21 protein-coding genes and 1 tRNA gene are annotated in these 20663 nt (G+C 69.9%); 12 read left to right on the forward strand and 10 right to left on the reverse strand.

The window, feature by feature from the left end; all coding sequences use genetic code 11:
• Nucleotides 1–30 precede the first annotated feature (30 nt).
• On the forward strand, nt 31–1152 hold the full coding sequence (locus ACFWHT_RS14305) for a substrate-binding domain-containing protein (protein ID WP_378829719.1): 1122 nt from the start codon (nt 31–33) through the stop codon (nt 1150–1152).
• A gap of 80 nt (nt 1153–1232) precedes the next feature.
• Nucleotides 1233–3032 (forward strand): ABC-F family ATP-binding cassette domain-containing protein, encoded by a 1800-nt coding sequence (locus tag ACFWHT_RS14310; protein WP_378829722.1) that lies wholly within the window; start codon nt 1233–1235, stop codon nt 3030–3032.
• A 33-nt stretch (nt 3033–3065) separates the two neighbouring features.
• Here the strand turns inward: ACFWHT_RS14310 and ACFWHT_RS14315 are convergent, their stop codons facing one another.
• Genes ACFWHT_RS14315 through idi form a run of 7 tightly spaced genes read right to left on the reverse strand, consistent with a single transcriptional unit; the run spans nt 3066 to nt 8591 of the window.
• Nucleotides 3066–3926 carry a prenyltransferase gene (locus ACFWHT_RS14315; RefSeq protein WP_378829724.1) on the reverse strand — a complete coding sequence of 287 codons (861 nt, stop codon included), beginning with the start codon at nt 3924–3926 and terminating at the stop codon, nt 3066–3068.
• On the reverse strand, nt 3923–4252 hold the full coding sequence (locus tag ACFWHT_RS14320; RefSeq protein ID WP_378829726.1) for a lycopene cyclase domain-containing protein: 330 nt from the start codon (nt 4250–4252) through the stop codon (nt 3923–3925). Before ACFWHT_RS14320 ends, ACFWHT_RS14315 begins: the two co-directional genes overlap by 4 nt.
• On the reverse strand, nt 4249–4578 hold the full coding sequence (locus tag ACFWHT_RS14325; protein ID WP_378829727.1) for a lycopene cyclase domain-containing protein: 330 nt from the start codon (nt 4576–4578) through the stop codon (nt 4249–4251). Before ACFWHT_RS14325 ends, ACFWHT_RS14320 begins: the two co-directional genes overlap by 4 nt.
• Complete coding sequence (crtI, locus tag ACFWHT_RS14330) at nt 4575–6122, reverse strand: phytoene desaturase family protein (RefSeq protein WP_378829730.1); 1548 nt, start codon at nt 6120–6122, stop codon at nt 4575–4577. Before crtI ends, ACFWHT_RS14325 begins: the two co-directional genes overlap by 4 nt.
• Nucleotides 6119–6988, reverse strand: coding sequence for a phytoene/squalene synthase family protein (locus ACFWHT_RS14335; RefSeq protein WP_378829732.1), 870 nt, complete (start codon nt 6986–6988; stop codon nt 6119–6121). The genes crtI and ACFWHT_RS14335 overlap by 4 nt, the downstream gene beginning before the upstream one ends.
• Nucleotides 6985–8034, reverse strand: coding sequence for a polyprenyl synthetase family protein (locus ACFWHT_RS14340; RefSeq protein WP_378829734.1), 1050 nt, complete (start codon nt 8032–8034; stop codon nt 6985–6987). The genes ACFWHT_RS14335 and ACFWHT_RS14340 overlap by 4 nt, the downstream gene beginning before the upstream one ends.
• Nucleotides 8031–8591 carry an isopentenyl-diphosphate Delta-isomerase gene (gene idi, locus ACFWHT_RS14345; protein WP_378829736.1) on the reverse strand — a complete coding sequence of 187 codons (561 nt, stop codon included), beginning with the start codon at nt 8589–8591 and terminating at the stop codon, nt 8031–8033. Before idi ends, ACFWHT_RS14340 begins: the two co-directional genes overlap by 4 nt.
• Before the next feature lie 75 nt (nt 8592–8666).
• On the opposite strand from idi, the gene ACFWHT_RS14350 reads away from it, so the two are divergent.
• The 4 genes from ACFWHT_RS14350 to ACFWHT_RS14365 all read left to right on the forward strand — a co-directional run bounded on the left by ACFWHT_RS14350 (nt 8667) and on the right by ACFWHT_RS14365 (nt 12044).
• Nucleotides 8667–9227 (forward strand): MarR family winged helix-turn-helix transcriptional regulator, encoded by a 561-nt coding sequence (locus ACFWHT_RS14350; RefSeq protein ID WP_378829738.1) that lies wholly within the window; start codon nt 8667–8669, stop codon nt 9225–9227.
• A gap of 93 nt (nt 9228–9320) precedes the next feature.
• Nucleotides 9321–10229, forward strand: coding sequence for a MetQ/NlpA family ABC transporter substrate-binding protein (locus ACFWHT_RS14355; protein ID WP_378829741.1), 909 nt, complete (start codon nt 9321–9323; stop codon nt 10227–10229).
• 112 nt (nt 10230–10341) lie between these two features.
• Nucleotides 10342–11385 carry a methionine ABC transporter ATP-binding protein gene (locus tag ACFWHT_RS14360; RefSeq protein WP_378829743.1) on the forward strand — a complete coding sequence of 348 codons (1044 nt, stop codon included), beginning with the start codon at nt 10342–10344 and terminating at the stop codon, nt 11383–11385.
• A complete protein-coding gene (locus ACFWHT_RS14365; RefSeq protein ID WP_378829745.1) occupies nt 11385–12044 on the forward strand; it encodes a methionine ABC transporter permease in 660 nt (219 codons plus the stop codon). The genes ACFWHT_RS14360 and ACFWHT_RS14365 overlap by 1 nt, the downstream gene beginning before the upstream one ends.
• 12 nt (nt 12045–12056) lie before the next feature.
• Here ACFWHT_RS14365 and ACFWHT_RS14370 read toward each other — a convergent pair whose 3' ends face one another.
• Together ACFWHT_RS14370 and ACFWHT_RS14375 are read right to left on the reverse strand one after the other, a co-directional pair.
• Nucleotides 12057–12998 carry a pseudouridine synthase gene (locus tag ACFWHT_RS14370; RefSeq protein ID WP_378829747.1) on the reverse strand — a complete coding sequence of 314 codons (942 nt, stop codon included), beginning with the start codon at nt 12996–12998 and terminating at the stop codon, nt 12057–12059.
• Between the two features lie 5 nt (nt 12999–13003).
• The gene (locus ACFWHT_RS14375; RefSeq protein ID WP_378829750.1) at nt 13004–13498 is read right to left on the reverse strand and encodes a MarR family winged helix-turn-helix transcriptional regulator; all 495 of its coding nucleotides are present in this window, start codon (nt 13496–13498) and stop codon (nt 13004–13006) included.
• 123 nt (nt 13499–13621) lie between these two features.
• Between ACFWHT_RS14375 and ACFWHT_RS14380 the strand changes: the two genes are divergently transcribed.
• The 6 genes from ACFWHT_RS14380 to ACFWHT_RS14405 all read left to right on the forward strand — a co-directional run bounded on the left by ACFWHT_RS14380 (nt 13622) and on the right by ACFWHT_RS14405 (nt 19129).
• Nucleotides 13622–13693 (forward strand) — tRNA-Gln (locus ACFWHT_RS14380).
• Nucleotide 13694: 1 nt separating this feature from the next.
• Entirely contained in the window at nt 13695–15143 is a 1449-nt protein-coding gene (gene glmU, locus ACFWHT_RS14385; protein ID WP_378829752.1) for a bifunctional UDP-N-acetylglucosamine diphosphorylase/glucosamine-1-phosphate N-acetyltransferase GlmU, read from the forward strand.
• A gap of 8 nt (nt 15144–15151) precedes the next feature.
• A complete protein-coding gene (locus ACFWHT_RS14390; RefSeq protein WP_378829754.1) occupies nt 15152–16186 on the forward strand; it encodes a ribose-phosphate diphosphokinase in 1035 nt (344 codons plus the stop codon).
• Nucleotides 16187–16234: 48 nt separating this feature from the next.
• Nucleotides 16235–16675, forward strand: coding sequence for an FMN-binding protein (locus ACFWHT_RS14395; protein WP_378829756.1), 441 nt, complete (start codon nt 16235–16237; stop codon nt 16673–16675).
• 7 nt (nt 16676–16682) lie between these two features.
• The gene (locus tag ACFWHT_RS14400; protein WP_378829758.1) at nt 16683–17564 is read left to right on the forward strand and encodes an FAD:protein FMN transferase; all 882 of its coding nucleotides are present in this window, start codon (nt 16683–16685) and stop codon (nt 17562–17564) included.
• Between the two features lie 14 nt (nt 17565–17578).
• Entirely contained in the window at nt 17579–19129 is a 1551-nt protein-coding gene (locus tag ACFWHT_RS14405) for an FAD-dependent oxidoreductase (RefSeq protein ID WP_378829760.1), read from the forward strand.
• Here ACFWHT_RS14405 and ACFWHT_RS14410 read toward each other — a convergent pair.
• Nucleotides 19123–20661 (reverse strand): sensor histidine kinase, encoded by a 1539-nt coding sequence (locus tag ACFWHT_RS14410; protein WP_378829762.1) that lies wholly within the window; start codon nt 20659–20661, stop codon nt 19123–19125. The genes ACFWHT_RS14405 and ACFWHT_RS14410 overlap by 7 nt on opposite strands.
• Nucleotides 20662–20663 lie beyond the last annotated feature (2 nt).

Genomic DNA, 20663 nt, shown 5'->3' on the forward strand with positions numbered 1-20663 from the left:
TCTCCACCAAGAAACAGAGAAAGAGATCGCATGAAGAGAATGGCATTTGCGGCCACAGCGCTTGTCGCCGCGACAGCTCTCGCCCTCACCGGCTGCTCCGGCGAACGTGGCAACACCGGAGGCGGGACCGGGACCGAAGAGGAAACCTCCGGATTCGACGCAGGCTCGACGATCGGCGTCGCTCTGCCGGACAAGACCAGCGAGAATTGGGTGCTGGCCGGCGACCTGTTCACCAAGGGCCTCGAGTCGGCCGGCTACAAGGCCGACGTGCAGTACGCGCCTTCCAGCAACACCGTCGCGGAGCAGCAGAACCAGATCCAGGCGATGGTGCAGAACGGCGCCAAGGTCATCATCATCGGAGCGAACGACGGCAAGCAGCTGTCGACGCAGGTGCAGGCGGCCAAGGACGCCGGCGCCTATGTCATCGCCTACGACCGACTGATCGAGAACACCGACGCGGTCGACTACTACGTCGCGTTCGACAACTTCAAGGTCGGCCAGCTGCAGGGCCAGGCGCTGCTCGACGGGCTCGCCGAGCGCGCCGGACACGACGCTCCGTACAACATCGAGCTGTTCTCGGGAGCTGCGACCGACGCCAACGCACCGGTCTTCTTCGACGGTGCGATGGAGATCCTGCAGCCGAAGATCGACGATGGCACGCTCAAGGTCGTCTCCGGCCAGACCGCGATCGCCCAGACCGCGACCGAGGGCTGGCTGGCGGAGAACGCCCAGAACCGCATGGACACGATCCTGACCGGATCGTACGGTGGCGACACCGTCCTCGACGGCGTCCTCTCCCCGAACGACACGCTCGCCCGCGCCATCATCACCTCGGTGCAGCAGGCCGGAAAGCCCGTCCCGGTCGTCACCGGTCAGGACTCCGAGGTGGAGTCGGTGAAGTCGATCATGGAGGGCGTGCAGTACTCCACGATCAACAAGGACACCACGCTGCTCGTGCAGCAGGCGATCAAGATGGTCGGCCAGCTGCAGAAGGGCGAGAAGGCGGAGGTCAACGACGAGGAGTCGTACGACAACGGCAACAAGATCGTGCCGGCGTACCTGCTTCCCCCGGTGATCGTCACCAAGGACAACGCCGAGGAGGCGTACGCGAACGTCCCGAGCCTGCTCGAGATCGTCAAGTCCTACAAGTAATCGCTTTCAGCGCTGCGGCGGGCCGCTCCGGATGCTCCGGGGCGGCCCGTTCGCGTGCGCGCGACTACCCTTGAAAGGACATGGCACATCTTCTCGGGGCCGAGGGCCTCCACCTGGAATACCCGACCAAGGTCGTCTTCGACTCCGTCACTCTCGGAATCGAGGAGGGCGACCGCATCGGAATCGTCGGCCGCAACGGCGACGGCAAGTCGAGCCTGCTGGCCATGCTCGCGGGCCGCAAGGAGCCGGATGCCGGACGCGTGACGGTCCGGTCGGGAACCCGCATCGGCGTCCTCGACCAGGCTGACACGCTCGACGACGCGCACACGATAGCCGAGGCCGTCGTGGGCGACATGCCGGAGCACGAGTGGGCCGGCGATGCGAAGGTGCGCGACGTCATCCAGGGGCTGCTCGCCGACCTCCCGTGGAACGCCCCGGTCGCCGATCTCTCCGGCGGCCAGCGCCGCCGAGTCGCGCTGGCCGCACTCCTCGCCCAGGACTGGGACGTCGTCGCGCTCGACGAGCCGACCAACCATCTCGATGTCGAGGCGATCACCTGGCTCGCCGCTCATCTGAACAAGCGCTGGGCTGCGAACGCCGGAGCCTTCCTCGTCGTCACGCACGACCGCTGGTTCCTCGACGAGGTCTGCACCGAGACCTGGGAGGTGCACGACCGCGTCGTCGAGCCCTTCGACGGCGGGTATGCCGCATACATCCTGCAGCGCGTCGAGCGCGACCGGATGGCCGCGGCGACCGAGGCGAAGCGCCAGAACCTCGCGCGCAAGGAGCTCGCCTGGCTGCGCCGCGGAGCCCCGGCCCGCACGAGCAAGCCCAAGTTCCGCATCGACGCGGCCAACGAGCTGATCTCCGATGTCCCCGAGATCCGCGACACCGTCTCGCTGCGATCGCTGGGCGTATCGCGTCTGGGCAGGGACGTCGTGGACCTGCTCGACGCCGGGGTGTCGTATGGCGACCGGGAGGTGCTCAAGGACGTCGAGTGGCGCATCGCGCCGGGGGAGCGCACGGGCATCCTCGGCGTCAACGGCGCCGGCAAGTCGACGCTGCTCGGGCTCGTCGCAGGCTCCATCGAACCGACCAGCGGACGCGTCAAGCGGGGCAAGACCGTGCAGGTGCGCACGCTCACGCAGCGCATCGACGAGCTCGAGCAGCACTGGAACGACCCGGTGCGCACCGTCATCGGCGGTCTGCGCACGTCGTACACGTTCGGCGCGGGATCGAAAGCGCAGGAGCTCACCCCCGGTCAGCTCCTCGAGCGTCTCGGCTTCAGCTCCGCGCAGTTGTCGACGCAGGTCAAGGACCTCTCCGGGGGCCAGCAGCGACGACTGCAGCTGCTGCTCGTGCTCCTGGACCAGCCGAATGTCCTCATCCTCGACGAGCCGACCAACGACATGGATACCGACATGCTCGCCGCGATCGAGGACCTGCTCGATTCCTGGCCGGGCACCCTGCTGGTGGTCTCGCACGACCGGTACTTCCTGGAGCGGGTGACCGACCAGCAGTACGCGGTGATGGGCGGGCGGCTGCGGCATCTGCCCGGCGGAGTCGAAGAGTACCTGCGTCTGCGGGCGCTGGAGCAGAGGTCGGATCCCGGGACGGCGACCATCTCCTCCGCCGCGGCTGCTGCGACGCCGACGCTCGAGGGGTCGGCCCGGCGCAGTGCCGAGAAGGAGCTCGCGTCGCTGGAACGGCGGATGCAGAAGCTCAACGATCAGGTGGACCGCGCCAAGCATGCGCTGGCCGAGCACGACCAGTCCGACTACGCGGGCTTGGGCGAGAAGATGAAGGCCATTCAGGCGCAGCAGGACGAGATCGACGAACTGGAACTGCGCTGGTTCGAGCTCACCGAGGAACTGGGCTGAACGTCAGGACTTCTCCGCCTCGGCGCTCCCGGCTCATGCCGTCCGCATCGCGTACACGATCAGGAGCGTGGTCACGACGAAACCGCAGGCGTAGTTGATCCAGAGGAAGTGCCGCCATCCTCGGTTGGCCCGCGCGGAGTCGGCATCCGGCACGCGGGCGTACGGGGCCGCCGCCACGAGGTACGGCACCGCCAGCACCGCGGCGAGCGCACCGGGGAACCCGGTGGTGAGCATCAGCAGCCCGGCGGCGCTCCAGCAGACCAGCGCCAGGCGCACCGTGCGTGCGGCGCCGAACACGGTGGCGATCGATGAGATGCCGCCGTCGCGGTCGGGCACCACGTCCTGCACGGCACCGAACGCGTGGCTGGCGATGCCCCAGAACAGGAACGCGGCGAGGACGGCGATCAGGCCCGGGGTGAACGTGCCGCCCGCGAGGAGGACGCCGTAGACGGCCGGGCTCACGAAGTGCACGCTCGAGGTGAGCGAGTCCAGCATGGGCACCTCCTTGAACCGGAGCGGCGGCGCCGAGTACGCGACGACGGCGAACAGGCTGACCGTGAGCGCGATCCAGGAGCCGGGCCCGCCGAGGATCACGAGCGCGACGACGAAGGGCAGCGCGGTCAGCAGCGCGGCCAGCAGCACCGTGCGGTGCTTCTCCGGTGTGAGCAGCGCGCCCTCGACGCCGCCCTTGCGCGGGTTGGCGAGGTCGGATGCGTAGTCGAAGACGTCGTTCACGCCGTACATGGCGAGGTTGTAGGGGATGAGGAAGAACACCGCCCCGATGATCAGCGGAGCATCCACCTCTCGTGCGACCAGCAAATACGCGGCCGCGAAGGGGTAGGCGGTGTTGATCCAGCTCAGCGGCCGGGACGCGGTGAACAGGTCGGCGATCACTCTTCCCCTCCCTCCACGACACGGTCATCGGCGGACCGCGCGGTCGTCAGCCGGCTCCACAGGGCAGGAAGAAGGATGACGGCCGCGAGCGGGTAGGCGAAGTCCTCGATCGGAGCGGCGCCGATGCGCAGCCCCGACACGTGGGAGTCGGCGTAGGAGAACAGGCCGGCGGCGATCATCAGGTTGTCGAACACGGCCGTCAGCAGGATGAGTGCCGCGGCGGCGATCGCCAGGGCCCCCGACGACGGCCCGCCGGGCCGGCGCAGCACGGTCGCGGCGATCACCGCCAGCAGCAGGAAGCCGGCGCACAGGAGCAGATAGGTCACGGCTTCTCCTCACGCTTTCGCTCCAGCATCCGCTGCGCACCGCACGAGAGCACCATGGTGAGCTCGCAGAGGAAGAGCAGGAACAACGGCTCCTCCAGTGGCAGATCGGGCGCCAGGAGGATGCCGGTGGCGAACGGTCCGTCGGCGCGGAAGAAGATGCCCAGGCCGATCCCGGCGATGTCCCAGAGCAGGAAGAACACCAGGCCGACGCCCAGCACCACCAGCGCGCGCAACGGGCTGCGCCCCAGGAAGAGACGGTGGCGCAGATCGAGCGCCGTCACACCCGCGAGCGAGACGAGCAGGAACGCCGGGTAGAGCAGGCTCACAGCGGCTCCGGGAGGGGGCCGGCCGATCGGTCGCCGCGCAGCCGCTTGACGACGAGCTCGGCGCTGATCAGGCACATCGGCAGGCCGATCCCGGGGATCGTCGTGGCGCCGGCGAAGAGCAGTCCCTTCACCTTCGCCGAGGAGTTCGATCCGCGCAGCAGCGCGCTCTGGCGCAGCGTGTGCGCCGGTCCCAGCGCGCCGCCGCGCCACGCGCCGAACTCGCGCTCGAAGTCCGCCGGGCCGATGCTGCGGCGCAGCACGACGCGCTCGCGCAGGTCGGCTGCACCGCTCCAGGTCGCGATCTGATCGATCGCCGCGTCCACGGTGCGCTCGACGGTCGGGGACCCGGTGCCGTCGATACCGCCCGTCCCGATGGCGGTGTCGGCGGGCACGGGGATCAAGACGAACAGGTTCTCGTGACCGACCGGGGCGACGTCGTCGCTGACGCTGGGACGACACACGTAGATCGATGCGGGATCCGGGATGCTCGGACGATCGCCGTAGATCGCGTCGAATCCCGCCTCCCAGTCGCGGGTGAAGAACAGGGTGTGATGGGCCAGCTCCGGCAGCTCTCCTCGAACGCCGAGCAGGGCGAGCACGGCACCGGGGCCCGGTTCCCGACGTCGCCACCACCCCTCGCTGCGACTGCGGTGCCGAGGGTCGAGCAGCTGCCGCTCGGTGACGTTCAGGTCGGCGGTGGACACCACGACGTCGGCGGGAAGGCGTCCGGCTCTCCCGTCGGCATCCACGACGTCGACCCCGCGGGCGGCACCGGCTTGCACGACGATCCGCTGCGCGCGGCATCCGGTGCGGATGTCGACGCCGTGCTGCGCGGCGAGGCGGGCGATCGCATCGATCACCGCGGCGATGCCGCCGCGCGGATACAGGACGCCCTGACCGATGTCGAGGTGGCTCATCAGGTGGTACATCCCCGGCGCGGCTGCCGGGGATGTGCCCAGGAACACCGCGGGGTAGCCGAGCACCTGCTGCACGCGCCGCTCGCGCGAGTGTCGCCGGATCCGGCGATCGAGTGGCTCGCCCAGCAGCTTGGCGAGTCGGGGCAGCCTGCGCAGCGTGTCCGTGCCCAGCAGAGGACGCAGCGACTCGTAGGTGCTGTAGAGGAACCGCGACGTCGCGAGCTCGTAAGTGTCGGCGGCCGAGGCGAGATAGGCGTCGAGGCGCTCGGCTGATGCCGGGTCCAGCGAGACGAGGGCGTCCCGAGCTCCGTCTGCCGGCAGATCGAACGGCACCGCGTCGCCCTCGAAGTACACGCGATACGCCGGGTCGAGCCGCAGGAGCTCCAGCTGCTCGGCGGAAGAGGTGCCCATCAGCCGGAAGAAGTGGTCGAACACCTCGGGCATGAGATACCAGGACGGCCCGGTGTCGAAGGTGAATCCGCCTGACTCCCACCGCCCTGCGCGCCCGCCCAGCTCATCCCGGGCCTCGATCAGGGTGACCTCGGCGCCGTTGCGGGCCAGCAGGGCGGCCGTGGCCAGCCCGGAGATGCCGCCGCCGATCACGACGATGCGCTGCGCCGGGCTCATGCGCCGACCCGGCCCATGGCCGCCGCTGCGACCAGACGCAGCTTCACCGCTGTCGGCACCGACACGCGACGACGACGCAGCTCGTCGGCCGGTGTGGCGCGCAGCTGATCGTTCAGCCGGCCGAAGAGGGCGGCGGCCGCCGCCGTGGCGCGCTTCGAGCCTGCAGGCAGGCGCCCGATGGCGAGCCGGGCGGCATCGAGGTCCGCGGCGATGTCCTCGACGACGGTGTCCTTCTGCGCGTCGGTGATCGTCGCGGGGTCCACCCCGGGGATGTACGACCTGCCGAGCCGCGCGGAGTCATCCGCGAGGTCGCGCAGGAAGTTCACCTTCTGGAAGGCCGCGCCCAGCCGGCGCGCGCCCTCCTCCATCTCCTCGTCCAGCACGAGCGCCGGGTCCTCGAGAGTGAAGACGCGCAGGCACATGGAGCCCACCACCTCCGCGGAGCCGTGGATGTAGCGCCGGTATCCATCGAGGTCGAGATGAACATCACCGGCGTCCACCCGCATCGATGCGAAGAACGGGCGCACCAGCCCGGCGTCGATCCCGGTGGCGCGGGCGGTGGCGGCGAACGCGTGCACGGTGAGGTTGGCGCTGAAACCTCGAGAGAGCGCCGCGACGGTTTCGGATTCGAACTGGTCGAGCAGGGCACGGGTCGCGACGGGATCCATGCCCGCCTCCGCCGCGGGGCCGTCCACGATCTCGTCGGCGACGCGCGCGAGCGCGTACACGTCGGCGATGCCGGCGCGCACCTCGGCGGGAAGCATCCGGCTCGCGAGCCCGAAAGAATTCGAGTACGCGCGGATGACCCGGGCGGACGACGCGCGAGCGGTGCGCGTGTAGAGCTCGAGCCCGGTGTGCTCGCTCATGCGTCCCGCCCCGCGCAGTCCACGGCGATCCGGCGCAGCGCGCCGCGCAGCGGATCGGGCAGCGGCGCTTCGTCGATCTCGCGCTGGACGCGGTCCAGCTGCTCGGCGATGGTCTGCTGCATCCGGTCGGCAGCGCCCGAGGAGATCAGGGCCGCGCGCAGACGGCCGGCGTCGGCGAGATCCAGTCGAGTCCGGCCGAACAGGTGGCGCACCTGTGCCCATTGCGCACTGTGCTCGGCGAAGGCGATGAGGAGGGTGCGCTTGCCCTCACGCAGATCGCCGATCACCGTCTTCCCGCTGCGGGTCTCCGCGCCGAACACGCCGATGACGTCGTCGCGCATCTGGTACAGCAGGCCCAGGCTCGCGCCGATCCCGCCGAGTCCGGACACCGTGCGCGCGTCGGCGCCGGCGAGCAGTGCGCCGGCCCGAAGCGGCGCCGAGAACGAATAGCACGCCGTCTTCTGCTCCATCATCCGCAGGATCTCGTGCTCATCGGCCCTCAGGACGCCCAGGGCATAGCCGACGTCGGAGTGCTCGCCCGACGCCGTCACCGCCAGGCAGTCGTCCACGAGCGCGTGCAGTGCGGCACGAGCGGAGTGCTCGATCTCGGCGATCAGGGAGTGCACCCCGCTGAGGAGCACGTCGCCCGCGAGAAGAGCGGATGCCTCTCCCCACGCCGTCGCGGCCTCGGGTGCGACGCCCTCGTCGACCGCTGACGCCGCGAAGCGGCCGGCGAGATTCGGCCGGCCGCGGCGCACCAGGTCGCCGTCGAGCAGATCGTCGTGCAGCAGCAGCGCGGTGTGCAGCAGCTCGAACGCGGCCGCGGCCGTCTCGGCCGAGCGCGAGTCACCGCCGCCGAGCGCCTCGTGCGCGAGTAGGAGCAGGCGCGGCCGCAGCCGCTTGCCGCCGTTCGTGGCCTCCGCGGCCCTGCGCCAGATCTCGCCGTGCCGGGCTCCTCGTGCATCCGCGCGTTCGATGCGCTGGGCGAAGAACCGTCCGATCACCGCGTCCACGTCGGTGGCGATCGTCGTCTCGGGCACTCTCATGCCGCGCTCTCCCAGGCCTCCGCGCGGATGCTGCCGCCGGCGGCGGACATCTGCTCGGCCTGCATCACCAGCCAGGGACTGAACGCCCACGGTGCGGTGGTGAGGGACGCCGCGAGGTCGGCCGGGTTCACCCACCGGTGCTCCATCACCTCGTCGGGGTGCGGCACGAGCGGTCCCACGGCCACAGCGGTGTACACCGGGCACACCTCGTTCTCGACGATCCCCGAGGCGTCGACGGCGCGGTAGCGGAAGTCGGGCAGCACCAGCCGCATGTCCCGCAGCTCGAGGCCGAGCTCCTGGCGACCTCGGCGCGCGACCGCATCGGGGATCGGCTCGAACGGCTCGGGATGACCGCAGAACGCGTTGGTCCAGGTGCCGGGCCATGTCGCCTTGCCGAGCGCCCTGCGGGTGACCAGGATCCGGCCGTCCTGGTCCACGACATGGCAGGAGAAGGCGAGATGCAGGGGAGTGCTCTCGGTGTGGACGGCGGACTTGACCGCGACGCCGCGCGGGCTGCCGTCCTCGTCGAGCAGGATCACTCGCTCCTCAGCGTCCACGTGCCCACCTCTCCTTTGCTAGGTAAGCTAGATGCACACCGACTATATATCTTCAATTCGCATAAAGTAACGGACATGGTCAGTCGAAAGGCGCCGGGGGAGGCGCGCGTGGTCCTGCACGATCCGGTGAGGCTGGATCCGGATCAGGAGATCGTGCGGCGATCGCACCTGTCCGACGAGGATCTCGCCGGCATCGTCGGCGTGCTCGACGCCATGCACCGGTGGCGCGAGGCGGAGCGACGGATGAACGAGGCCTCGCGGCGGTACATGAAGCTGGGCGACACCGATATGCGTGCACTGCGCATGCTCATCGCGGCGCAGCGACAGGGGATGGTCGTCACTCCCGGACTGATCGCCGCTCACCTCGGCATCTCGTCGGCTTCGACCACCAAGCTTCTGGATCGGCTCGAGGCGGGGCGGCACGTCACCCGCGCGCCGCACCCGACTGACCGTCGCAGCCTGGCCATCGAGGTGACCGAGGAGACCAGACGCGTCGCGAGGGAGAGCGTGGGCCGCTCCCACGCGCGACGCTTCGATGTGGTCGCCGGCCTGTCACCGAGCGAGCGCGGCGCCGTCACGGCGTTCTTCGAGGCGATGACCGAGACCGCTCAGCCCGATGCCGACGACGTGGCCTGACATCTGTGACGCCGTGTGTCGCATCGATTCGATGTGCTGCGGCCTGCGCACGTAGCGTTTCTCGAGTCCCCCACGAGAGGAAGAGGCCACCACATGTCCCGCCGCATCACCACCTTCGCCGCCGCAGCAGCCGCGGCCACACTCATCGCATCCCTGGCCGGATGCGCGTCGAACTCGGACGGGGGCTCCGCGCCCGCCTCGGGTGGGAAGGACGAGCCGGTCAGGATCGGCGTCGTCGGCAAGAGCGACCCGCAGTGGCCCGCGTTCGTCGAGGCCGCTGAGAAGGAGGGGATCGACGTCGAGCTCGTGGACTTCGGCTCCTACGAGCTTCCCAACCCGGCACTGACCGAGGGCGAGATCGACCTCAACCAGTTCCAGCACGTCATCTACCTCGCCCAGTACAACGAGGCCTCCGGTGAGGATCTGGCCGTGATCGGCTCGACCCAGACCTACCCGCTCGGCCTGTACTCGTCGAAGTACGACGACGTGAAGGACATCAAGGAGGGCGAGACCGTCGCGGTGCCGGATGACGCGTCCAACCAGGCACGCGGGCTGCTCGTTCTTCAGTCCGCCGGGCTGATCGAGCTCGCCGACGGAGGCTCGCCGTTCTCGGATCTCTCCGATGTCGACGAGGAGAAGTCCAAGGTCAAGGTGACGGCTCTCGAAGCAGCCCTGACTCCCGAGGCGCTGCCGGATGTCGCAGCAGCGATCGTCAACAACGACTTCGTCGAGGGCGCCGGCCTGTCCTTCGACGACGCCCTGTTCACGGACGACGCTTCCGACCCGGCCGCCGCGCCCTACGTCAACATCTTCGCGGCGCGCTCGGAGGACGTCGACGACGAGACCTACCTGAAGCTCGTCGACATCTTCCAGACCGACGAGGCCGTGCAGAAGGGCCTCGCCGAGTCCTCGGGCGGGACGGGTGTGACCGTGCAGATCTCCCGCGAGGAGCTGGCGAAGACTCTCGCGAAGGTCCAGCAGGACGTCGCGGCCGACAACTGACCCGCATCGATCTGAGAGAATCGGGCGGCGCCCCATCGCGCCGCCCGATTCTCCGTGTCGGGTGGCCGGCGCTGCGAATCGCCCGCCCGCACCCGGAAGCCGGAGAGAATCCATGCCGATCGTCTCACTCGAGAACGTGTCGAAGCGATATCCGTCCCCGCACAAGGCGGGGGAGGAGATCACCGCCGTCGACGACGTCACCCTCCACATCGACAAGGGCGACGTCTACGGCATCATCGGATACTCCGGTGCGGGCAAGTCCACACTCGTGCGGCTGATCAACGCGCTGGAACCGGCGACCGGCGGGCGCATCACGGTCGGCGACTTCGAGGTCACCGCGCTCTCCGAGCGTGCGCTGCGCGGCGTGCGCAGCGGTATCGGCATGATCTTCCAGCAGTTCAACCTGTTCTCCTCCAAGACGGTCAGGGCCAACATCGCGTACCCCCTGAAGCTCGCCGGGTGGACGTCCTCCGACATCGATGCCCGCGTCGCCGAGCTCCTCTCTTTCGTCGGCCTCAGCGACAAGGCCCGCTCCTATCCGGAGCAGCTCTCCGGCGGGCAGAAGCAGCGCGTCGGCATCGCGAGAGCCCTCGCCACGCGTCCGGCGATCCTGCTCGCCGACGAGGCCACCAGTGCCCTCGACCCCGAGACGACGCACGAGGTGCTCGCCCTGCTCAAGCGCGTCAACGAGGAGCAGGGGGTGACGATCGTGGTGATCACCCACGAGATGGACGTCATCCAGACCATCGCCACCAAGGTGGCCGTGATGGACCGGGGCCGCGTCATCGAGTACGGCGACGTGTTCGAGGTCTTCTCGGCCCCGCAGCATCCCGCCTCGCAGCGCTTCGTGAGCACGGTCGTCAAGGGCATCCCCTCGCCTGCCGAGCGGGTCGTGCTGCGCGAGCGCCACACCGGGCGGCTCGTCACCTTCTCGTTCCGCGACGGCGGTCCCTCCCAGGCGCAACTCTTCGTCGATCTCGCTGAGGCGGGCCTCGAGTTCGAGCTGGTCTACGGCGGCATCAACGACATCCGGGGGCGCGCCTTCGGACATCTGACCCTCGCGATCCGCGGTGACGACGCGGTCATCGACGAGGCCCTCGCCCGGATCGGCCGACAGGTCGATGTGACCGACATCGACCGGGAGGAGACGCGCTGATGGATCGCCTGGTCGAACTCGCCCCGGAGTTCTGGGAAGCAGCGGTCGAGACGCTGTACATGGTCTCGCTGACACTGCTGTTCGGCGGCATCCTGGGCGGCCTGATCGGTGTCGGGCTCTATGTCACCCGTCCGGGCGGGATGCTGCAGAACCGCGTCGTCTCCTTCCTGCTCAACCTGTTCATCAACTTCTTCAGACCGATCCCGTTCGTGATCCTCATCACGGTCCTCATCCCGTTCTCTCGCTTCGTCGTGGGCAGCGGGATCGGCACGAACGCCGCGATCGTGGCGCTCGTCGTCGCATCGATGTTCGCGATCGGGCGCATCGTCGAGCAGCACCTGGTGGGTGTCTCGCCCGGCGTCATCGAAGCCGCCCGCGCGATGGGCGCGGGGCCCTGGCGCACGCTGTTCACCGTCGTGATCCCCGAGGCTCTGGGGCCGCTCGTGCTCGGCTACACCTTCGTGATCGTGGCGCTGATCGACATGACCGCGATGGCCGGGTACATCGGCGCGGGCGGCCTCGGCAACTTCGCCCTCACGTACGGCCGCCGCCAGTTCGAGCCCGTCGTGATGTGGGCGGCCGTGCTGCTGATCGTGGTCTTCGTGCATCTCGCCCAGACACTGGGGACGTGGCTGGCGCGGCGCATCATGAGGCGCTAGCCGTGCGATGACCTAGCGCGCTCGCGGGGCGTCCTGCAGCGTCCGCCGGGTCGTGAACTCGCGCGGCTCGCCCGTGATCGGGTCGACGAAGCGCAGTTCGCGCGCCAGCAGCTGCAGCGGCCTGTCGAAGTCGTCCGCCGCCTCGGGCAGCAGCTCCGGGTAGAAGCCGTCGTTCAGGATGCCGGCGCCGAGCGCGGCCAGATGCACCCGCAACTGGTGCATCTTCCCGGAGTGCGGACGCAGCCGCGTGTGCAGAACGCGGTCGTCGGAGCCGATCAGCTCGACGAGCGTCTCGGAATTGGGCTCGCGCCCGGCATCGACCTGCACGCACACCTGCGCCCGCAGCTTCTCGATGTGGTTGCGGTAGACGATCGGGAACGACTCGCCGCCCAGAGCGGGCGATGCGGCATCCCAGCCGGCAGGCAGCGCCGACACCGCCTCGTAGACCTTCTCGACCTGACGCCGCTCGAAGAGCAGCTGATACGCGCCGCGCGTCTCGGGGCGCACCGAGAACATCAGCAGTCCCGCGGTCGCCCGGTCCAGCCGGTGGATGGGGGTGAGCTCCGCCAGCCCGAGCAGGTTGCGCAGCCGCACCAGCGCGGAGTTCTGGAGGTACTTGCCGCCCGGCGTCGTCGGGAGGAAGTGCGGCTTGTCGGCGACGACCAGGTCGCGGTCCTGATGCAGCACGTCGATCTCGAAGGGGATCTCGCGCTCCACCGGCGGCTCGCGGTAGTACCAGACGAACTCGTGGGCGCCCAGCGCCGTCTCCCGGGTCAGCGTCGTCCCGTCGCGCGCGACGATCTCACCGCGATCGAATCGGCGCAGAAGCCGCTCCGGGTCGAGGTGGAAGAACCGCTCGGCCATGTACGCGCCGATCGTGGGCCAGGGACCGCTCATCGGCAGGTGCAGGCGGGTCGCGCCGACCCCGTCGCGCACGGGCAGCGGAGAGGCCATCGCCATCACGAGTCGAAGGTCAGGCTGAGCTTGCGCAGCAGACCCGCCAGCCGGTCGCGGTCCGAGCGGGGGAGCGCACGCAGCAGCTCGGCCTCGGCGTCGACGAGGCGGGTGATGGCCGCGTCCACCCGGATCCTGCCGTCGTCGGTGAGGATGACGAGGATGCTGCGGCCGTCGCCGGGGTCCGCTTCGCGCCGCACGAAGCGCCGGCCCACCAGGCGGTCGATGCGGTTGGTCATGGTGCCGCTGCTGACGAGCGTCTGCTGCAGCAGCTGCTTGGGCGAGAGCTGGAACGGCGCGCCCGCGCGACGCAGCGCGGAGAGCACGTCCCACTCCCACGGCTCGATGTCGCTGCGGTGGAACACGTCCCGGCGCGCCCGGTCGAGTTGACGGGAGAGCCGATCCATGCGGGAGAGCACCTCGAGCGGCGAGAAGTCCAGGTCGGGGCGCTGCACGTTCCACGCGCTGACGATCCGATCGACCTCATCCGTCTCCCTCATCCCTCCATCATCGCGCACCGGCGGGCATCGCCGGACGTGCGCGCTCGGCGTCGCGGGCGGGCGGGCTCACAGGCCCGGTCGTGGCAGACTTGTCACGCGGTCGCGCTCTCGGCGCCGCCGCGGTCCGCCGTGGTGTAACGGCAGCACGACAGCCTTTGGAGCTGTGAGGTTCAGGTTCGAATCCTGGCGGCGGAGCATGACGGAGAACAACGCGTCGACTTTCGACAACCTCGCCATCATCGTCCTCGCCGCGGGCCAGGGAACGCGGATGCGCTCGCGGCTGCCCAAGGTGCTGCACGAGATCGGCGGGCGCCCACTGGTCGGTCACGTGCTCAACACCGCGCACGCGCTAGGCGCGCAGCACATCGAGGTGGTCGTGCGCCATGAGCGCGATCAGGTCGTCGCCGCGCTCGCCGCCGACTACCCCGACGCCGTGTTCGTCGATCAGGACGATGTCCCCGGCACGGGCAGGGCTGTGCAGGTCGCGCTCGATGCGCTGCCCGCCGACTTCGGCGGCGACGTGCTCGTCCTCTCCGGCGACTGCCCCCTCGCGGATGCGGACACGCTCGCCGGGTTCCTCCGCGAGCATCGCGCGGCGGGTGCCCCGGCCACGCTGATGACGGCCGTCGTCGACGACCCGACCGGCTACGGGCGCGTCATTCGGGATGCCGACGGCGGCGTCGACCGCATTGTGGAGCAGAAGGACGCCAGCGACGACGAAGCCGCGGTCCGCGAGATCAACGCGGGCATGTACGTGTTCCGCGCCCAGACGCTGCGCCGCTATCTTCCCGAGATCGGCGTGGACAACGCGCAGGGCGAGATGTACCTCACCGATGTCCCGGGTCTGCTCCGTCGCGACGGCGACCGGGTCGCGGCATCCGTGGTCTCCGACGTCACCGTCACGTACGGCGTCAACGACCGCGCGCAGCTCGCCCTCGTCGGAAGCCTCCTCAATGCCCGCATCGTGCGCCGCTGGCAGCGCGAGGGCGTGACGGTCATCGATCCCGCCACCACCTGGATCGACGACGACGCGACGCTCGCGCCCGACGTGACGATCCTGCCGAACACGCAGATCCTGCGCGCCAGCACCATCTCCTCCGGCGCGGTCGTCGGCCCCGACACCACGCTGGTCGACTGCGAGGTCGGTGAGGACGCCGTGGTGCGCCGCACCGACGCGAACCTGGCCGTCATCGGCGCCAGGGCCACCGTCGGGCCGTTCTCGTTCCTCCGCCCGGGCACGGTGCTGGGTGCTGACGGCAAGATCGGCGCCTATGTCGAGACGAAGAACGCCCAGATCGGCGAAGGCAGCAAGGTCCCGCATCTGTCCTACGTCGGGGATGCGACAATCGGACGCGGCGTGAACCTGGGCGCCAGCACGATCACGGCGAACTACGACGACGTGAACAAGCACCGCACCGAGATCGGCGATGAGGTGCACACCGGCTCGCACACGGTGCTCGTCGCGCCCGTTAGGCTGGGAGCAGGTGCGAAGACCGGTGCAGGCGCCGTCGTCCGCAAGGACGTCCCCGCTGGCTCGCTGGCCATGAGCGTCGCCCCCCAGCGCAACATCGAGGGGTGGGTCGAGAAGAACAGAGCAGGAACCGGCGCGGCGGATGCCGCCGCGCGGGAACGATCGGCGGAATAGGCGGACCGATGGGGCGCAAGAAGAAGACGGTGGCACTGGATCGCGAGAACGGCGTCGCACCAGGGCTGATCGCCAAGACGAAGAAGCGGCTCGTCGTCGCGGGAGGGCGCTCGCACCCCGAGCTGACCGCCGCCGTCGCGGCAGCACTGGGTCAGGAGATCGCCCCCGTCGAGCACCGCACGTTCGCCTCCGGTGAGATCTACGCCCGCTTCGAGGTGTCCATCCGCGGCTGCGACCTCTTCATCGTGCAGTCCTTCGGCGAGCCGGTGAACGAGTGGCTCATGGAGACGCTCATCATGCTCGATGCCGCCAAGCGCGCCTCCGCCAAGCGCATCACGGTCGTCGCCCCGTACTACCCCTACTCCCGCCAGGACAAGAAGGGCCGCGGCCGCGAGCCGATCTCCGCCCGCCTCGTCGCCGACATGCTCAAGACGGCCGGTGCCGACCGTGTCATGAGCGTCGACCTGCATGCCGCGCAGATCCAGGGCTTCTTCGACGGCCCGGTCGACCACCTGTTCGCGAAGCCGGTGCTGCTCGAGCACTTCGAGGGCACGCTCACGCCAGAGGACCGTGAGACGCTCACCATCGTCTCGCCCGACATGGGCCGTGTGCGCGTCGCCGACACGTGGTCCGACAGCCTCGGCGCGCCGCTCGCGATCATCCACAAGCGCCGCGACCCGAAGGTGGCCAACCAGGTCTCCGTGCACGAGATCGTCGGCACCGTCGACGATCGCACCTGCCTGCTCGTCGACGACATGATCGACACGGGCGGAACGATCGTCAAGGCCGCCCAGGCGCTCAAGGCCAACGGCGCCCGCAAGGTGATCGTCGCCGCCACCCATGCGATCTTCAGCGACCCGGCCTCCGATCGGCTGCAGGACTCGTCGATCGATCAGGTGGTCGTGACCGACACCATCCCGCTCACCGAATCCCGTCGCTGGGACACGCTGACTATCCTTCCGATCGCACCGCTGCTCGCGACGGCGATCAGACAGGTGTTCGAGGACGGCTCGGTGACGAGCATGTTCAACGGAGACGCCTGAGCGACGAACATCCGGGTCGCTCATAGCCGGATGCTCGAAGCTGGGTGCATGAACGCGCATCCCGCCCTCCGAAACGGAACCGCACTCGCCGGCATCGCCGGTGCTCTGCTGCTCGCCGGATGCTCCGGTGCCGCCGACGCCGACGAGCAGCCTTCGACCTCGGACGCCGCCGGGGACTCCTCGACCGCCGCCCCTTACGCGGACGGGGAGTACACGGCCGAGGGCTCGTATCAGACGCCGGAGACCGTGGAGACGATCTCGGTCACCCTCACCCTCGAGGACGACATCGTCACCGACGTCGAGGTGACCGGCGACCCGATCGCCCGGGAGACCGAGAACTACCAGGGTCAGTTCATCGACGGCATCGCCGACGTCGTCGTGGGGAAGAAGCTCGACGAGCTCGACGTCGACCGGGTGGCCGGCTCCTCGCTGACGAGCGGCGGGTTCGACAAGGCCGTCGAGGCGATCAAGTCGGCCGCCGCCGAATGATCCGGGGGTGCCGGTGAGCAGCTGGCGCTTCGAGGCGATCGGCACCGGCTGGGAGATCGAGACGCAGGAGCCGCTGCCGTCCGAGCATCGGGCAGAGATCCTCCGGGTGATCTCCGCCTTCGACGCGGCATGGTCGCGGTTCCGTGCGGATTCCGTCGTCTCGCATCTGCGCCGGCACGGGGGAGCCGTGGCGGCGCCCGACCACGCCGTGGCGATGCTCGACGCCTACCGAGAGCTGTCAGCGGCGACCGGCGGCGCCGTGAACCCGCTCGTCGGCGAAGGGCTCGAGGCTCTCGGCTACGATGCCGCGACGACCCTCAGGGCGGGACCGCCGCGTTCCGCGCCGGAGGCGTGGGAGCGGATGCTGCGCTGGTCGGCATCCGAGCTGAGCCTCACCGCGCCCGCACTGATCGACGTGGGTGCTCTGGGCAAGGGGCGGCTCGTCGATCTCGTGAGCGAGCTGCTCACCGACGTCGACGGCCGGGTGATCGTCGACGCCGGCGGTGACCTGCGCGTGCACGGCGGAACGGCTCGCGTGGCCCTGGAGCATCCTTACGACGCGACCTCGGCGATCGGCGTCGTCGAGGTGACCGATCGTGCGCTGTGCGCCTCGGCCGTCAACCGCCGCGCATGGGGCGAAGGGCTGCACCACGTGCTCGACGCCCGCACCGGCGTCCCCGTGCGCACCTGGGCCGCCACCTGGGCGGTCGCCGACGACGCCATGCACGCCGACGCGACGGCCACCGCGCTGTTCTTCGACGGCGGCGCGGAGCTCGCCGGCGCGTGGGGCGCGGAATGGGTGCGGATGTCGACAGACGGACGCGTCCAGCGATCCGGCGGCTTCGACGGCGAGCTGTTCACCCGTTCGGGCCCGCGCCCGGAAAGATGAGGAAGAGTGGAAGAGTGATCGCATCTCTCACAGCGCTGCGGCAGCGTGTGCTCGCCGTGCTCGGCGCCATCTCGATGTACCGGCTCGTGCTCTTCGCCCTCGCGGCCCTGGCGGTGATCGCCATCGCACTGTCGCTCGCGGAGCTCGTCGGGCCGACGCCGGCGGAGATACTGGCCACCTTCGCCGTGCTCGCCCTCGTGATATCGGCCGTGGACGCCGCCGCGCAGCGCATCCTGCGGCTGCCCTGGCGGGTCGAGTCGTCGCTGGTGACCGCGCTGATCCTGCTGTTCGTGCTGCAGCCCACGCTCACGCTGCCCGGGCTCGCCGCCACCGCCCTCGCCGGTGGCGTCGCCAGCCTGTCGAAGTACCTGATCGCGTGGCGCGGCCGTCACATCCTCAATCCCGCCGCCTTCGGCGCCACCGTCGTCACGGTGTCGGGCCTGGGCGCCTTCTCGTCGTGGTGGGTGAGCACGCCCGCGCTCGCCGCTGCCGTCGCGGTGCTGGGCCTGATCGTCCTGTGGCGGACCGAGAAGGTGCGCATCGTCCTGGTCTTCCTGCTCGTGGTCGTGGCGGCCTCGGTGCTCCGTCAGGCCGTGCAGCTGCCGGCCGCCGGGCTGGACTTCGTGCTCGCCGATGCCCTCGTCCTCACGCTCACGCAGACCCCGTTCCTCTTCCTCGGCGCCTTCATGCTCTCCGAGCCCCTGACCCTGCCCCCGCGCCGCTGGCAGCAGTTCAGCGTCGCCGGCCTGGTCGGCGTGCTCGCCGGATGGCCGATCCCGATGGGCGATCTCCTCACGCTCGGACAGGAGCGGGCTCTGCTGCTCGGCAATCTGCTGGCGTTCGCCTTCGCGCTGCGCGGGTCGGTGCGACTGGTGCTCGAGCGACGCCGGTTCGTGACCCCGACAGCGCAGGAGCTCACGTTCCGCACGAAGGGACGGCTGCGCTTCCTGCCGGGGCAGTACCTGGAGCTCGACGTGCCGCACCGGCATCCGGATGCCCGCGGCACGCGGCGCGAGTTCAGCATCGTCTCGGCGCCGGCCGATCTTCCGACGCTGCGCATCGCCTACAAGGACGGCGATCAGAAGCATCCCTCCAGCTACAAGCGAGCGCTCAAGGCGGCGCAGCCGGGGGCCGTGCTCGCGGTCACCGGAACCTGGGGCGACTTCGTGCTGCCGCGCGGCGGTGCGCCGACGCTGATGGTGGCGGCGGGCATCGGAGTGACGCCGTTCGTCTCTCAGCTGCGTCAGCTGCAGGCGCTCGGCGCTCACCGTGACGTCGTGCTCGTGTACGTCGCGTCAGAGGCCGCCGAGCTCGCCTTCCGTGACGAGCTGGAGGCGACGGGCGTGCGGGCGATCGTGTTCACCCGCGACGAGCCGGTCGGTCTCGCGCCGGAGTGGAGCTGGGCGCAGGGCGTCCGCCTGGACGCGGAAGGGCTGGAGCGGGTGGTGCCGGACATCGCCGCACGCCATGCCTTCATCTCCGGTCCGCCGCGGCTGATCGCGGATCTCGCTCCCGCCCTGCAGAAGGCCCGGAGCCTGACCACCGACGCGTTCGCCGGTTACTGAGCCGGGGGAAGGGGCGGCGGTGGCGCGGCCGACGGGCTTCGCGGCGCCGCGGCATCCGCGTCGACGACCGGCAGGCGCACGGTGAAGGTCGTGTCGCCCGGAGTGCTGTCCACCTCGATCGTGCCGCCATGCCCCTCGACGATCGCCTTCACGATGGCGAGTCCGAGCCCGGTGCCGCCGGTCTGGCGTGCCCGCGAGACGTCGCCCCGCGCGAACCGCGCGAACAGCTCGTCACGGACCTCGGAGTCGATGCCGGGTCCGTCGTCGTGCACCCGGAGCACCGCGGTTCTCTGCTCCGTGGTCAGCGACAGCGTGATCCTCGTGCCCGGCGGGGTGTGCGTGCGCGCGTTGGCGAGCAGATTCGCCAGCACCTGATGGAGCCGACCGGCGTCGCCGGAGAGCATCACCGGCTCTTCGGGGACCTCGAGCTCCCACGAGTGCTCCTGCCCGGTGGGCTGTGCATCGGTGAGCGCCTCGACGGCGAGACGGGTGAGGTCGATGTCCTTGTACACGAGCTCGCGTCCCTCGTCGAGTCGCGCCAGCAGCAGCAGGTCCTCGACGAGTCTCGTCATCCGCAGCGACTGCGCCTGGATGCGCTCCAGCGCGGACGTCGTGCTCTCCAGGGTCTGCGCGCCGTCGACCGCGTCCTGCGCCTGCCGGATCGCGCGCAGCGAGAGCTCCGAGTAGCCGCGGATGGATGCCAGCGGGGTGCGCAGCTCGTGGCTGGCATCCGCGACGAATCGCCGCATGCGCTCCTCGTTGCGCTGACGCGCCGCGAGCGAGGTGTCGACGTGGTCGAGCAGGGTGTTCAGGGCGATGCCCACCCGGCCGACCTCGGTGCGGGGGTCGGCCTCGTACTCCGGCACTCGCTCGGTGATGCTCACCTCGCCCCGGTCGAGCGGCTGACCCGCGACGCGGGTGGCGGTCGCGGCGACCGCGCGCAGCGGTCGCAGACCCATGCTGATCGTGAGCGCGGTGGTCAGCGCCAGCAGCAGCAGGCCGCCCAGGGTCGCCAGAGCGATCACCGTGAACAGGTCGCCGAGTGTGCGCTGGATCTCGGACCGGGAGAGACCGGTCACAACGATGGTGCCGTCGTGCGTCTGGGAGATCGTCGCGAGATAAGAGCCGGCGGACAGAGAAACTTGCGCAACGCTCGCGCCGCGCAGGGAGTCGGTGAGCTCGAAGAGCTCGCCGCTGGTCAGGCTTCGGGCGCCGTCTGTGGTCACGATCACACCGGAAGCCGGCTGCCCATCCTGTTGCACCGCGAGCAGCAGGCCGGCCGGAACGCGCTGGCCGGTGAGGACGCGTTCGGCGGTCAGAGGCGTGCCGTTCAGAGAGGACAGCGGCTCCGCGTTCGCCACCAGCTTCGTCGTCGCTGCCGAATAGCCGCTCAGCTGCTCCTGCAGCCGCTGTTCGAGAGCACCGCCGAGCGTGGCGCTCGTGATGACGGCGACCACCACCAGGATGAGGGAGACGAACCCGATCACGGCGGCCATCAGCCGCGCCTGCAGGCTCACCGGACGGGTGAACACGA

Origin of the sequence: Microbacterium sp. NPDC058342, assembly GCF_042723935.1 — a bacterium.
In the GTDB taxonomy this organism is placed as follows: domain Bacteria; phylum Actinomycetota; class Actinomycetes; order Actinomycetales; family Microbacteriaceae; genus Microbacterium.